11 protein-coding genes are annotated in these 14,852 nt (G+C 65.6%); 7 read left to right on the top strand and 4 right to left on the bottom strand.

What is annotated here, in order from left to right:
• Positions 1–96 precede the first annotated feature (96 nt).
• The gene (locus XH93_RS37950) at positions 97–1,860 is read left to right on the top strand and encodes an adenylate/guanylate cyclase domain-containing protein (RefSeq protein WP_194471364.1); all 1,764 of its coding nucleotides are present in this window, start codon (positions 97–99) and stop codon (positions 1,858–1,860) included.
• A 33-nt stretch (positions 1,861–1,893) separates the two neighbouring features.
• On the opposite strand, the gene XH93_RS37945 is transcribed toward XH93_RS37950, so the two are convergent.
• From XH93_RS37945 to XH93_RS37935, 3 genes are all read right to left on the bottom strand, one after another.
• Positions 1,894–3,486: a DUF882 domain-containing protein gene (locus tag XH93_RS37945; protein WP_194471363.1), complete on the bottom strand. Its 1,593-nt coding sequence runs from the start codon at positions 3,484–3,486 to the stop codon at positions 1,894–1,896.
• Between the two features lie 268 nt (positions 3,487–3,754).
• A complete protein-coding gene (locus tag XH93_RS37940) occupies positions 3,755–6,004 on the bottom strand; it encodes a L,D-transpeptidase family protein (protein WP_194471362.1) in 2,250 nt (749 codons plus the stop codon).
• Positions 6,005–6,366: 362 nt separating this feature from the next.
• Complete coding sequence (locus tag XH93_RS37935; RefSeq protein WP_139857795.1) at positions 6,367–7,857, bottom strand: sigma-54 dependent transcriptional regulator; 1,491 nt, start codon at positions 7,855–7,857, stop codon at positions 6,367–6,369.
• Between the two features lie 142 nt (positions 7,858–7,999).
• Here XH93_RS37935 and XH93_RS37930 point away from each other — a divergent pair, with 142 nt between their 5' ends.
• Positions 8,000–9,919 (top strand): M3 family oligoendopeptidase, encoded by a 1,920-nt coding sequence (locus XH93_RS37930; protein ID WP_194471361.1) that lies wholly within the window; start codon positions 8,000–8,002, stop codon positions 9,917–9,919.
• Positions 9,920–9,949: 30 nt separating this feature from the next.
• On the opposite strand, the gene XH93_RS37925 is transcribed toward XH93_RS37930, so the two are convergent.
• Complete coding sequence (locus XH93_RS37925; protein WP_194471360.1) at positions 9,950–10,732, bottom strand: sterol desaturase family protein; 783 nt, start codon at positions 10,730–10,732, stop codon at positions 9,950–9,952.
• Positions 10,733–10,821: 89 nt separating this feature from the next.
• Between XH93_RS37925 and XH93_RS37920 the strand changes: the two genes are divergently transcribed.
• The 5 genes from XH93_RS37920 (at position 10,822) to XH93_RS37900 (ending at position 14,848) form a co-directional block, all read left to right on the top strand.
• Positions 10,822–11,526, top strand: coding sequence for a TetR/AcrR family transcriptional regulator (locus tag XH93_RS37920; protein WP_194471359.1), 705 nt, complete (start codon positions 10,822–10,824; stop codon positions 11,524–11,526).
• A 129-nt stretch (positions 11,527–11,655) separates the two neighbouring features.
• A complete protein-coding gene (locus tag XH93_RS37915; protein WP_139486570.1) occupies positions 11,656–11,808 on the top strand; it encodes an aa3-type cytochrome c oxidase subunit IV in 153 nt (50 codons plus the stop codon).
• 143 nt (positions 11,809–11,951) lie between these two features.
• A complete protein-coding gene (locus XH93_RS37910) occupies positions 11,952–13,076 on the top strand; it encodes a Re/Si-specific NAD(P)(+) transhydrogenase subunit alpha (RefSeq protein ID WP_139486571.1) in 1,125 nt (374 codons plus the stop codon).
• Positions 13,077–13,088: 12 nt separating this feature from the next.
• Positions 13,089–13,406: a proton-translocating transhydrogenase family protein gene (locus XH93_RS37905; RefSeq protein ID WP_194471358.1), complete on the top strand. Its 318-nt coding sequence runs from the start codon at positions 13,089–13,091 to the stop codon at positions 13,404–13,406.
• Between the two features lie 44 nt (positions 13,407–13,450).
• Complete coding sequence (locus tag XH93_RS37900) at positions 13,451–14,848, top strand: NAD(P)(+) transhydrogenase (Re/Si-specific) subunit beta (protein ID WP_194471357.1); 1,398 nt, start codon at positions 13,451–13,453, stop codon at positions 14,846–14,848.
• Positions 14,849–14,852 lie beyond the last annotated feature (4 nt).

The following is a 14,852-nucleotide window of genomic DNA, read 5'->3' as shown; positions in this document are numbered from 1 at the left end:
CAGAGCACCAACGCAATACTCCGGACATGACTCCGGACTTGGGCCGGTTCCTGGGATTTGCTAGACTGTGCGGTGAGATAACCGGGCAGATCACAGATGGATGTGCCAGGACCAGAGCGTCGGCTCGCTGCGGTGCTCGCGGCTGACATGGTCGGCTATAGCCGGCTCATGGAGGCTGACGAGACGGGAACGCTCGCGCGCCTGAAGACCCACCGGATCGAGCTGATCGATCCGGCCATCGCCAAGAATCGCGGGCGCATCATCAAGACCACCGGCGACGGCCTGCTGGTCGAATTTCACAGCGTGGTCGATGCGGTGCTGTGCGCCGCGGAGGTGCAGCGCCGGATGGCGAAGCGCAATGTCGACGTCGCGCCGGCGCGGTGGATGCAGTTTCGCATCGGCATCAACCTTGGCGATGTGATCGTTGACGGCAACGACATCTTCGGCGACGGCGTCAATGTCGCGTCCCGCCTGGAAACGCTGGCCGAACCGGGCGGCATCTGCGTTTCGGGCGCGGTCCGCGACCAACTCGGCGATCGTCTGGAAGATCTGAGCTTCGAGGATCTCGGCGACCAGACCGTCAAGAACATCGCACGCCCGATCCGCGTCTTCCGGATCCACCTTGGGCCGGACGCAAGATCCACTCCCGCGCACCCCAAGGACACGGCGACGCCGGCGATCGCCAGGAAACCCTCGATCGCGGTGCTGCCGCTCGTCAACATGAGCGGCGACCCCGAGCAGGAGTTCTTCGCCGACGGCCTGACCGAGGACATCATCACCGAGCTGTCGCGCTTCCGCGACCTGCTGGTGATCTCGCGCAACTCCACCTTCGTCTACAAGGGCAAGGCCGTGAAGGTGCAGGAGGTCGCGAAGGAATTCGCCGTCGACTACGTGCTGGAAGGCAGCGTGCGAAAGTCGGGCGAGCGCATTCGCGTCACGGTGCAGCTGATCGACGCCGAGGCTGACCGGCATGTCTGGGCCGAACGCTACGACCGGGAGCTTGCCGATATCTTCGCCATCCAGGACGAGATGACGCGCGCGATCGTGGCGACCTTGCCCGGCCGCGTCGAGGCCGCCGCCCATGACCGCGTCAAGCGCAAGCCGACCGACAACATGGCGGCTTACGAATGCGTGCTGGCCGCGAAGGTGCTGCATCACCGCTCGGTGCGGGAAGACAATGCGGAGGCGCAGCGGCTGCTCGAACGGGCGATCACGCTCGATCCCAATTATGCGCATGCGCACGCCTGGCGGGCCTGCGTGCTCGGGCAGAGCTGGGTCTACAGCTGGTGCGCCGATCGCGACGCGACCTTCGCGCAGGTGGCTGCGGAACTCGAGATCGCGCTCAAGCTCGACGACAATGACAGCGACGTGCACCGCATCCTCGCCGCGGTGAACCTCAATCGCGACGATCACGACAGGGCGGCCTACCACCAGGAGCGCGCGCTCGCGCTCAACCCCAATTACGACCTGGTCGTCGTGCAGCAGGGCGAGCTTCTGACCTGGCTCGGCCGGCCGGAGGAGGGCATCGACTGGATCAAGCGGGCGATGCGCCTCAACCCGTTCCACCCCGAACGGTTCTGGAGCCACCTCGGGCGGGCCTGCTATTGCGCCGAAAAATACGCCGAAGCCGCCGAGGCGTTCTCACGCATCACACGGCCCGACCATACCCATCACGCCTTCCTCGCCGCGACATTGGCGCAGATGGGGAACGCGGTGGCGGCTGCCGCGCATGCCGCAGAAGTGCGCAAACGCGAGCCGACGTTCTCGATCGCCGCGCACCTCGCTACACAGCACTACAAGCGCGACCTCGACCGGGCCCGCTACGAGGCCGGCCTGCTCAAGGCAGGACTGCCGGCTTGAGGCGGAGCGACTGAGAACGAACTTGCGTGGAGATCAGCGCAGCGAGGCGGTGCGCAGCACGAACGACTGGGTCGGCAGGGTGGCGGTGGCCGTGCCCGAGAAGCGGTCGCAGGTCATGCCCATCATCGGGTCATCCGAGAAGGTCATGGCGACGGAGGCCGGCGGCTTGATGAAATGCGCGCGCATCAGGCTCATGTCGGTGTCGCCCAGCACCGTGGTCAGCATGCCGTTGCTGGCGCTTGGCGCGAGCATCACGACGCGCATCCAGAGATCGTTGCCCTTGGCGGCCGCAAGGCGCGCCGACGTCGTGACCACGCCCTGACCCTGCGCGCCCTTGGCCACGACAGTGTTGATCTCGGTGGATACGACGGCGGGATTGCGCGCCGGGCGCACGTTGCGCGGGATCGGCGCGGTGGCCGCGACGATGTTGGCGCGGTCAACCGGAGAGGCCGCCGGCGGCGCGTAGGCGAGCGCCTTGTTGAAGTTGTCCGTCGTGGTCGCGGTGGTTTGCGGATCGGCGGCACCAACGGCTTCGCGGGCCTTCAGCGCCGCGATCTGCGCTGCGGAAGCCTGCTTGGCCGTGCCCGGCTCGTCACCCCAGAAGCCGCGGGCGTTGATGATGTCGGCGGGCGAGGTCGGCTTCGGATCGGCGGTGGTGTCGGCGGCCTGGACCGGCTTGGGCTTCGGCGCCGGGATGGGTTGCGCATCGGCGGCGGCGAGTTGGATGGTCGCGGCGATCTGCGGCTTGGCGCGCGGCATCGGAACCGGATCGGCGGCCTTGGCGGGAACTGCCGCGGCGACCACGGTGTTGGCCACGGGCTTGCTGCTCACAGCAACGGATGCTTCCTCGTCATCCTCGCTCGACTTGCCGCCACCAAACAGCTTGGCGAACAGGTTCGGCTTGGCGACGGTCGCGGCATCGTCGCCATTGCCGCGGCGCTCGATGTCGGCCCGGGCGAGCTCATATCCCTTCAGCGGATTGCCGTCGGTCGGCAGATGCACGGTGCGGCCATCCGGGAACACTCTGGCCAGCTGGTCACGCGTCATGCGCGGCCAGTGGCGAATGCTGCCGGTGTCGAGATGGACGAACGGCGAGCCGGAGGTCGGATAGAAGCCGACGCCGCCGCGCTGCAGGCGCAGGCCGGCGTAGCGGATCTGCTCCAGCGGCACGCCGGGAATGAAGAAGTCCATCGCATGGCCCAGCATATGCTGGCTGTGGCGCGCCACACCCGAGGAGCGGCGGCGCAGCATCGCGTTGGTGGCCGGCGAGCGATAGGCGGAGATGATCTGGATCGGCTGCTTGCCGCCGACGTCGCGATAGACGTCCCAGAGGATGTCGAACAGGTGACGGTCCATCACCGTCTCATCCTGGTTGCGCCAGTCACGCAGGAAATGATTGAGCTGCTTCAGCGCGGCCTCGTCATAGCGGCCTTCGCGCTTGAAGGTGACGGTGAGGTCTTCGCCGGAATGGGTGTGGTGGAAGGAGAGGGTACGGGTCTCGTTCAGGGCGGTTGCGTCATGCACGGATCCGGCGCCCGCCAACAGCAATAGCGAGGTCAGGCCGACGCGGTATCCGGCCTTAGGCAGCAATAGCGAATTGAAGCGGCGTGCGAAGACAGCCAGCACTATGAGCCCACCCAAGTCGACGAGCGTTCGGTCGGCACCTTTCGCAGACCCCCCGCGAAAGACGGTGAACGCTTTCTTAAAGCGGGAGGGTTAACCGAGGTTTACCGACCCGCCCCCAAGTTAGCCTTAACTAACTTCTTGAGTGTGGCAAAAAAGAGCCCTGTTCCCCAGCAGAGACAGGTAATGGTTAACGTAAACGATCCCGCCTTGGGAGGTGAGATCGTTGATTTCACTTCAAAATTTACCCGAATCAGCCCCGCAACAGGGGTCAGCGGGTGATCACCCGGCGCTGCGGTTGGGCCTGGCCGCGGCGGACCGGCGGCGGTGCCGGCTGTGCAAAACCCCCGCCGAACAGCCGTTCGAAGAACGACGGTCCGGAGGAATTGAAGCCGGTGTTGTCGCCGCTGGCATAGACGTTGGAGGGCAGGCTGCTGCTCGGCGGGCGCGAGTAGCTCGGCTGCGAATGCGCGACCACCATCTCGAGATCCTTGCCGCGGTTGTTCTTGAGCAGCGACAGCATGGTGGCGTCGCGGCCGTAGACGTCCCTGCGGAATTGCAGCTTGCCGGCGTCGTCGACGAACGCGGTCTGGTAGGTGATGTTGACCGGGATCGGCGTCGGGAATTTCAGGTCGATCTCGCTCGAGCCGTACATGCTGCGGATCTTCTCCGGCGTGTAGCGCTCGTTCGGCATCGTGATGTTGAGCAGCACCGAGGCGTACTGGTCGGGGTTCTGCACGCGCATGCAGCCGTGGCTGAAGGCGCGCTCGTCCTTGCCGAACAGGTACTTGTCCGGCGTGTCGTGCTGATAGACCAGGAACTTGTTCGGGAAGTTGAAGCGGATGCGGCCGAGCGCATTGGCTTCACCCGGCGGCTGCGAGATGTGGATCGAGCCGTCGCGGTTGCGCTCGAGGCGCAGGCCCATCCGCTGCAGCACCGTCGGGTCCTGCTGCAGGGCCGGCAGATACTCGTTGTAGATGATCGAGGGCGGCACGTTCCAGGTCGGGTTGACCGTGATGTACTTCATCGTCTCGGTCAGCAGCGGCGTGGCATGGGTGCCCGGCTTGCCGGTCACCACGCGCGTGGTCCAGACCTGCGCCCCGTTCTGCATCACCTTCAGCGTATAATCGGGGATGTTGAGGATCACATAGGCGTTGCCGACATTGGCCGCGCCGAGCTGGCGCGGCAGCCAGCGCCAGCGCTCCATGTTGACGATCACGGTGTCGATCTGCTTGTCGCGCTTCGGGCTGTTCAGCGCCTTCACCGTGCGTTCGTCGAGCACGCCGGTCGGCTTGAGATCGACGCTGTTCTGGAATTTCTCCACCGCCCTGGCGACGGTCGCGTCATAGGTCGTGCTGTCGGGATTTTCCGTGATGCCGAGCTTGTTGCGCAGGTCCGGCACGCGCGGATCGTCCATCTCGACGGCGGGCTGCTTCTTCTTCGCGGCGACGTATTTCAGCGCCGGTCCCTCGGCGATCGTGATCACCGGGCCGTCGCCCTGGCCGCGCAGCTCGGCGAGCTTCTTCTTCAGCTCCTTGTAGAGTTTTTGCGGTGGGTTGTAGCCGTCGAGCGCCGTCGAGGCGTCCTTGGCGGAGGTCACGTTGGCAAGCACTTCCGCCGGATCGATCGGATGTTCCGGATAGAGGATATCGCCCGACACCTGCGACCAGTGCATGCGGCCGCTCTGCGCCTGGCGCGCGTAGTCCAGCATGCTGGCGGCGAGCTTCAGCTCGGCGTCGGCCAGCGCATCCGGCGAGGTCGCGGCGGCGAAATCCGGCACCGGATATTCGGCCGGATCGAGGCCGTCGGCGGCGGCGTCCTTGAGGCGTGCGATTACGCCCTTGCCGGTCTCGTTCAGCTTGCCGCCATGCGTGAACACCGGCGCGTATTCGCGCGCCGAATAGAATTTCTCGGCCGCCGGACGTTCGTTCTTGCGGTCGAAGGTGCGCAGCGACTTGTTGGCGAGCATTTCGCGCAGCTTGTCGGCGACGGGCTGATCCTCGGCCGGAACGTTGCTGGCGGCCTTGACCGGCTCGGTGGCCGGAGCCGCAGCGGTCGCGGGAGCGGGAGCGGGAGCGGGAGTTGCGGCGGGCGCGGCGGCGGTGGCCGGGGCGGGCGCAGCCGCAGGTGGTGCGATGGCCGTATCCGTCTTCGGCGCGTCGGCGGGCTTGGTTGCCGGCGCGGTGGCAAGATCGGCGGGCTTGGCTTCCGGAGCGGTGGCCGCAGCGGTGGGCTCGGCCGGCTTGGCATCGGCGGCTTGCGCATCAGCCGGCTTGGTGTCGGCGGGCTTCGCGGCGTCGGGCAGTGCGGCCGTGGTATCCGCCTTGAAATCGGCAGCGGTCGGCGGCGGCACGTTGGCGGGTTCGGGGCGCGGGACCGCGGCGTCGATGGCAAGCTCCGCGGCACTGGTGCGAGGCGTGTCCTGCGCGAGGGCCGAGCTCGCGGACACCGTGAGGAAGGTTGCCGCGACGGCCATCAAGACGCGGTCAAATCCCCGACGGTTGTTCGAACAGTCACGCATCGTCACACCCCCTGGGCGAAACTGCCCCGGCTCTTGGAACAGTTCAAATCAGCATCTGGTTTCACAGCTTGCGCGAAAGCGCCGGCCTTCTCGATCGATTCGCACGCCTGCAACGCAACGAACGCAGACGATACATAGGCCCCTCTCATGCAGCCAGCGCCATGCGGGGCAACTCACGACAAACTGACCTCGAACCAACTGAATTCATTCGGGCTGTGCGTTTTTGCCACGCGGCACAGGCTTTGTCTGTCACCGCCAAGCCACGGTTCAAATGGTTCCCATCATTGCGGCCTTGAGGCCACAAGGCCTTGTTTCTTGTTCGAGCGTGATCTTCGGAGAACCGCATCACGCTCCAACTGGCGTTAGCTGGCGTCGCTGGTGCGCGTGCCGGCCGCGGCTTCGTCGAGCTTGCGGTAGAGCGTGGAGCGGCCGATTTTGAGGCGGCGCGCGACCTCCGACATCTGTCCACGATAATGCGAAATCGCGAAGCGGATGATCTCGTTCTCCAGATCTTCCAGCGGGCGCACATCGCCTGACGCGTTCAGCATCGCGAGGCCGCCCGCCGTGGGCAGGGGCGCCGGCGTTGGTATTTCGTTACCGGAATTCATCGCGGGCGCGGTCGACGGCGACACGATCAGCGGCTCGCCCTGCAGCGACTTGCCCTCGGGGACGGCGTGCGCCGTCGCCTGCGGGAAGTCGGCGAGGCCGAGCTGATCGCCGTCGCTCATCACCACGGCGCGATACACCGTGTTCTCGAGCTGGCGGATGTTGCCGGGCCAGTCGAGCTGCGCGAGATGCGCCATCGCCTCGCCGCTGATGCCGCTGATGTTGCGGTTTTCCTCGGCGCAGAACCGCGCCAGGAAATGCCGCAATAGATGCGGGATGTCCTCGCGCCGTTGCCGCAGCGCCGGGATCGTCAGCGGCAGCACATGCAGGCGATAGAACAGGTCCTCGCGGAACTGGCCGCCCTTCACGAGATCGAGCAGCTTGCGGTTGGTCGCCGAGATGATGCGGACATCGACCTTGACCGGCTTGCGTCCGCCGACCGCCTCGACGGTGCCCTCCTGCAGCGCGCGCAGCAGCTTGACCTGGGTCGCGAGCGGCAATTCGCCGACCTCGTCGAGAAACAGCGTGCCGCCATGGGCCTCGACGAACTTGCCCTGGTGTCGTTCGGTGGCGCCGGTGAAGGCGCCCTTCTCGTGGCCGAACAGGATCGACTCGACGAGATTGTCCGGGATCGCGCCGCAGTTCACCGCGACGAACGGCTTGGCCTTGCGCTCGCCGCTGCCGTGGATGGCGCGCGCGAACAATTCCTTGCCGACGCCGGATTCGCCCTCGATCAGCACCGGGATCGTCGAGGACGCCGCCTTCTGCGCGGTGCGCAGCACGCCGGCCATGGCCTCGCTGCGGGTGATGATGTCGGAGAAGGTCAGCCGGCCCTCGCGGCTGTGCCGGATGCGCTGCAACTCGCCCTTTAGCGCAGAGGCGTTCAGCGCGTTGCGCAGCGAGACCTGCAGCCGCTCGAAGCCGACCGGCTTGACCACGAAATCCTGGGCCCCGGCGCGCATCGCCGACACCACATTGTCGATGCCGCCATGTGCGGTCTGCACGATGACCGGGACGTTCAAACCAGCTTCACGAATCTTTGCGAGGACACCGAGGCCGTCGAGGCCGGGCATCACGAGGTCGAGCACCACGGCGTCGATGGTCTGGGTCTCGGATGCGGTCAGTGCAGCGACCGCCGCGTCGCCGGAGTCGACGACGAGGGGCTCATAGCCGCACTTCTGCACCATGTTTTCAACCAATCGGCGCTGTACGGCGTCGTCATCGGCGATCAAAATGGTGGCAGCCATGGTTTTCCCCGCACGCTACGATTATTTGTCTCGAATCGGGGCACTGTCGCCGATGCCGATTAACGCACTCTTAAACGTTGAACTCCCGCTTTGATTCCGCCGCAGCCGCCGTCTTACCGACTGAAGTAAGGTTTCGAACAAGATGACCTCGCGCTCCAAATCTGCTCTCGACAAGTCCGCTCTCCGCAAGGAAGCCACGCTTCGCAAGACAATTGCTCAACGCAAGACGACCGCACAACGCAAATCGGCCGCCGCAAAACCTGCGGCGAAAAAGCCGTCCGGCAACTCGGCCAAGCTGCCCGAATGGAATCTGGCAGATCTCTATGCCGGTATCGACGCGCCAGAAGTCGCGCGCGACCTCCAGAAGATGGATGCAGATTGCGTCGCGTTTGAGACCGAGTACAAGGGCAAATTGGCCGAAAATACCGCTCGCGACGGCGGCGGGAAGTGGCTTGCCGAGGCCGTCAGGCGCTACGAGGCGATCGACGATCTCGCTGGCCGTCTCGGCTCTTACGCCGGCCTCGTCCATGCCGGCGACAGCGTCGATCCCGCGATCTCGAAATTCTACGGCGACGTGTCCGAGCGGCTGACCGCGGCATCGGTGCATTTGCTGTTCTTTTCGCTCGAGCTGAACCGCGTTGACGATGATGTGATCGCGCGTGCGCTGGCCGAGCCCGAGCTCGGCCATTACCGGCCGTGGATCGAGGACCTGCGCAAGGACAAGCCGTACCAGCTCGAGGACCGCGTCGAGCAGCTCTTCCACGAGAAGGCGCAGAGCGGTTACGCGGCCTGGAACCGGCTGTTCGACCAGACCATCTCCGGCCTGCGCTTCAAGGTCGCGGGCAAGGAGCTCGCGATCGAGCCGACGCTGAACCTGCTGCAGGACAAGGCGGGCGACAAGCGCAAGGCGGCCGCGCAAGCGCTGGCAAAGACCTTCAAGGACAATGAGCGCACCTTTGCGCTCGTTACCAACACGCTGGCCAAGGACAAGGAGATTTCCGACCGCTGGCGCGGCTTCCAGGACGTTGCGGATTCCCGCCATCTCAACAACCGCGTCGAGCGCGAGGTGGTCGATGCGCTGGTCGCCTCGGTGCGATCAGCCTATCCCAAGCTTTCGCACCGCTACTATGCGCTGAAGGCCGGCTGGTTCAAAAAGAAGAAGCTGCCGCACTGGGACCGCAACGCGCCGCTGCCGTTCGCGGCAACAGGCACCATCGCCTGGCCGGAGGCGCGCAACATGGTGCTGACGGCCTATCGCGGCTTCTCGCCGCGGATGGCCGAGATCGCCGAGCGTTTCTTCGTTGACCGCTGGATCGATGCGCCGGTCCGCCCCGGCAAGGCGCCCGGCGCATTCTCGCATCCGACCACGCCGTCAGCGCACCCCTATGTGCTGATGAACTACCAGGGCAAGCCGCGCGACGTGATGACCTTGGCGCACGAGCTCGGCCATGGCGTGCACCAGGTGCTGGCCGCGAAGAACGGTGCGCTGATGGCGCCGACGCCGCTGACGCTGGCCGAGACCGCCAGCGTGTTCGGCGAGATGCTGACCTTCAAGCGGCTGCTGTCGCAGACCAAGAACGCAAAGCAGCGCCAGGCGCTGCTCGCCGGCAAGGTCGAGGACATGATCAACACCGTGGTGCGGCAGATCGCGTTCTACTCGTTCGAGCGCGCGGTGCACACCGAGCGCAAGAACGGCGAGCTCACCGCCGAGCGCATCGGCCAGATCTGGCTCAGCGTGCAGGGCGAGAGCCTTGGACCCGCGATCGAGATCAAGCCGGGCTACGAGACGTTCTGGATGTACATCCCGCACTTCATCCATTCGCCGTTCTACGTCTATGCCTACGCGTTCGGCGATTGCCTGGTGAACTCGCTCTATGCGGTCTACGAGCACGCCTCCGAAGGTTTTGCCGAGCGCTATCTCGACATGCTCGCGGCCGGCGGCACCAAGCACTATTCCGAACTGCTCAAGCCGTTCGGGCTCGACGCCAAGGATCCGAAGTTCTGGGATGGCGGCCTGTCCGTCATCGCCGGCATGATCGACGAGCTGGAGGCGATGGGCTGAGGCCGGCCATCGCCTGACCTCGCCCGCGCGTCAGGCGCGCTGATCGGCGCCGCGGCCGAGGCTGTTCGGCCCGGCCGCCTCGGCGTTGACGTCGACAAAGCCGAGCATCGCGGCCAGCCGGTCGCTCGCCGGCCGGTCGAAGCCCGCCTCGCCCTCGAAGCTTGCCGGATTGCGGAACGTGCCGAGCAGCATGTCCCAGATCGGCAGGTCGCCGTAATTGTAGGCGTGCACGTCGCGCTGATGATGGATGCAATGCGCTTCCGGCCGCTGGATCAGGTAGCCCAGCCATTGCGGCGTCCGGATATTCATGTGCTGGAAGTAGCCATAGAACGCGGCGATGTAACCGGTCAGTGCCGCCGCGACCGGATCGAGGCCGAGCACGAGCGTCGTGGTGACGGTCGAGATCGTCAGGAAGACCAGGGTCTCCAGCGGGTGGAACAGCGCCGCACCCGACATGTCGACGCGCTGTGGGCTGTGATGGATCTGGTGGAAGAGCCGCCACATCAATGGAAAGCTGTGGGCGCTGCGGTGCCAGGCGTAGCTGATCAACGACACCACGGCGTAGCCGAGCATCGCGCCGCCGATCACGCCAAGGCTCTCGAGATTGATCAGGCGGTGCTGCACCAGCCACGACTCGGGGATCAAGAGCGGCGTCAGCGCCGCGAGCAGCCCCTGCACGATCAGGAAGGCGAGGCCCTTCAGCCGCCAATAGGGCAGGGCGGGAAACACCCGCGCCGGAAACAGCGTCTCGATACCGAGCATGACGAGATAGGTGACGGGGACGAGCAGGCCAAACGCGTCGACTGCAGACATCGGAGCCCTCCGACCTTACGGTGTAAGTCTAATTTCACGATACAGCCTTCCAGTGTAAGGTTGCAAGCGATTCCTTGGAGGCGACGACATTGGCGAAATCGAAACCGACGGCGGGCCGGCCGGGCCGGCCGTCACGCCGCAAGGCGAAGACCCGTCCGGCGTCCGGGCTGTCGCGGGAGCGGATTGCCGCCGCGGCGATGGCACTGGTCGATCGCGAGGGACTGGCGGCGCTCAGCACGCGCCGGCTCGGCAGCGAGCTCGGCTGCGAGGCGATGAGCATCTACCACCATTTCCCCGGCAAGACGCATCTGATGGACGCGTTGGTCGACCTGATGCTGAAGGCGGCCGAGGTCCCGATCACCGGGGAGCAGGGCTGGCTCGAGCGGCTGCGCCGCGCGGCGCACGGCTTTCGCGCCATGGCGCTCAAGCATCCGAAGTTCTTTCCGTTCTTTGCGACCCACCGCCTCAACACGCCGGCCGGTGTCGCCTTCATCGACGGCATCATCGGCATCCTGCGCGACGCCGGCTTTTCCGATCGCGATGCCGCGACGTATTTTCGCGAGATCGGCTACTACCTGACCGGTGCGGCGCTGGACGAGACCGCGGGCTATGCCAGGGGGCCGTCGGCCGCGGAACCGGTCTCCGGCGAGATGATCGCGGCGAATTTCCCTCACCTTGCGGCCGCCGCGCCCTATTTCCAGCCGCAGCATTTCCAGGCGACCTTCGAGACCGGGCTCGAAATCCTGCTGGACGGCATCTGGCAGGCGCATCGGTCTCGGCACCGGGCGCCATAGCTGTTTGCGAACCCCGGCGGATCCGGGTCGATTGGCCTTCCAAATGGCCCGATTGGGACCGCGCCGTTGCCCTGTCTTCCCGTTTGCGGTAATGCCTCGCCGAACGCGAATTTCTGACTGGGGACAACGATGGCAGACCATAACGAAGTGGCCTACACGACCGCCGACGGCAACGATTACATCGCGCACGAGCAGACCTATGAAGGGTTCATCAAGCTCGTCAAATACGGCACCATCACCGTCGCCATCATCCTCATCCTGATGGCCTATTTCCTCGTCTGATCTCCTGATCGGTCAACGGTCCCGCCGTCCCGCGGCGGTGCCGGTATTCCTGTCGAGCCCGGTCCAAAGAAACCGGGTATCCAACCTGGCGAAAATAACGCTAGTTTGAAGACGCGTGCGCTGCTCGCGCCGCCGGAGGGCCAATGAAGATTGCCGTTGCCAAGGAAATCGATCCGTCCGAGCCGCGGGTTGCGGCTTCGCCTGATACCATCAAGAAATTCAAGGCGCTCGGCGCCGAGGTATTGGTCGAGCCGGGCGCGGGCATCAAGTCGGGCCTGCCCGATTCGGAGTTCACCGCGGCGGGCGCGACCGTCACCGCCGACGCGCTCAAGGACGCCGACATCGTCATCAAGGTGAAGCGGCCCGAGGCCTCCGAGCTTGCCAAGTACAAGCGTGGCGCGCTGGTCATCGCGATCATGGACCCCTACGGCAACGAAGCCGCGCTGAAGACGATCGCCGACGCTGGCGTCTCCGCCTTCGCGATGGAGTTGATGCCGCGCATCACCCGCGCCCAGGTGATGGACGTGCTGTCGTCGCAGGCGAACCTCGCCGGCTACCGCGCAGTCATCGAAGGCGCCGAGGCGTTCGGCCGCGCCTTCCCGATGATGATGACCGCGGCCGGCACCGTCCCCGCCGCCAAGGTATTCGTGATGGGCGTCGGCGTCGCCGGCCTGCAGGCGATCGCGACCGCGCGGCGCCTCGGCGCCGTCGTCACCGCGACCGACGTGCGGCCCGCGACCAAGGAGCAGGTCGAATCGCTCGGCGCAAAATTCCTTGCCGTCGAGGACGAGGAGTTCAAGAACGCGCAGACCGCCGGCGGCTACGCCAAGGAAATGTCCAAGGAGTACCAGGCCAAGCAGGCCGCGCTCACCGCCGAGCACATCAAGAAGCAGGACATCGTGATCACCACCGCGCTGATCCCGGGCCGTCCGGCCCCGAAGCTGATCAGCGCCGAGATGGTCCGCTCGATGAAGCCGGGTTCGGTGCTGGTCGATCTCGCCGTCGAGCGCGGCGGCAACGTCGAAGGCGCCAAAGCCAACGAGGTCGTCGACGTCGATGGCATCAAGATCGTCGGCTACACCAACGTCGCCGGCCGTGTTGCGGCCTCGGCCTCCGGACTTTACGCGCGCAATTTGTTCTCGTTCATCGAGACGATGGTCGACAAGGCCAACAAGGCGCTCGCGGTCAATTGGGACGACGAACTGGTCAAGGCCACCGCGCTGACCAAAGACGGCGCCGTCATCCATCCCAGCTTCCAGCCGAAATAAGGAGAGAAAGCCATGGAGCATCTCGCGCAGGCCGTCGATCCCTTCGTGTTCCGGCTGTCGATTTTCGTCCTCGCCGTGTTCGTCGGCTATTTCGTGGTGTGGTCGGTGACGCCGGCGCTGCATACGCCGCTGATGAGCGTGACCAACGCGATCTCGTCGGTGATCGTGGTCGGCGCGCTGCTCGCGGTCGGCGTCGGCATGGCCTCGAGCGGCTCGGGCTGGGCCCGCGGCTTCGGCTTCGTCGCGCTGATCTTCGCCTGCGTGAACATTTTCGGCGGCTTCCTCGTCACCCAGCGCATGCTGGCGATGTACAAGAAAAAAGCCAGGTGAGCGGCAACCACCTCGGGGTGAGTTAAGGATTTGGGGGACCTGAGATGAGCGCCAATCTCTCTGCATTGTTGTATCTGGTGGCAGGCGTGCTGTTCATCCTGTCGCTGCGCGGGCTGTCCAGCCCGGCGACGTCGCGCCAGGGCAACATGTTCGGCATGACCGGCATGGCGATCGCGGTCGCCACCACGCTGGCGAGCCACCCGCCGGCCGACGGCGTCGCCTGGCTCTTGGTCATCCTCGCGGTCGCGATCGGCGGCAGCATCGGCGCCGTGATCGCGCGCCGCGTGCCGATGACCTCGATGCCGGAACTGGTCGCCGCGTTCCACTCGCTGGTCGGCATGGCCGCGGTGCTGGTCGCCGCCGGCGCGTTCTATGCGCCCGAAGCCTTCGACATCGGCACGCCCGGCAACATCCATGCGCAGAGCCTGGTGGAAATGTCGCTCGGCGTCGCGATCGGCGCCCTGACCTTCACCGGCTCGGTGATCGCGTTCCTGAAGCTGTCGGCGCGGATGAGCGGCGCGCCGATCATCCTGCCGTTCCGGCACGCCATCAACATCGTGCTCGGCGTGCTCCTGGTGGTGTTCATCGTCGGCCTGGTGATGTCGGGCAGCGCACTCGACTTCTGGCTGATCACCATCATCGCGCTGGTGCTCGGCGTCCTGATCATCATCCCGATCGGCGGCGCCGACATGCCGGTGGTGATCTCGATGCTGAACTCATACTCGGGCTGGGCCGCGGCCGGCATCGGCTTCACGCTCGGCAACTCGGCGCTGATCATCACCGGCGCGCTGGTCGGATCAAGCGGCGCGATCCTGTCCTACATCATGTGCCACGCGATGAACCGCTCGTTCATCTCGGTGATCCTCGGCGGCTTCGGCGGCGAGACCGCGGCGGTCGGCGGCGGCTCCGGCGAGCAGAAGCCGGCCAAGCTCGGCTCGGCGGACGATGCGGCCTTCATCATGAAGAACGCTTCCAAGGTCATCATCGTGCCCGGCTACGGCATGGCGGTGGCGCAGGCCCAGCACGCGCTGCGCGAGATGGCCGACATCCTGAAGAAGGAAGGCGTCGAGGTGAAATACGCCATTCACCCGGTGGCGGGACGCATGCCCGGCCACATGAACGTGCTGCTCGCCGAAGCCAACGTGCCCTATGACGAGGTGTTCGAGCTCGAGGACATCAACTCCGAGTTCGCGCAGGCCGACATCGCCTTCGTGATCGGCGCCAACGACGTCACCAACCCGGCGGCGGAAGAGGACAAGACCTCGCCGATCTACGGCATGCCGGTGCTGCAGGTCTGGAAGGCCGGCACCGTGATGTTCATCAAGCGCTCGCTGGCCTCGGGCTATGCCGGCATCGACAACCCGCTGTTCTATCGCGACAACACCATGATGCTGCTCGGCGACGCCAAGAAGGTCACCGAGAACATCGTCAAGGCGATGTGAGGCA

The sequence above is a fragment of the Bradyrhizobium sp. CCBAU 51753 genome, from assembly GCF_015291565.1.
Taxonomy (GTDB): domain Bacteria; phylum Pseudomonadota; class Alphaproteobacteria; order Rhizobiales; family Xanthobacteraceae; genus Bradyrhizobium; species Bradyrhizobium ivorense.
Note: the sequence above shows the minus strand (reverse complement) of the source record. Positions and strands in the feature narration are given on the sequence as shown.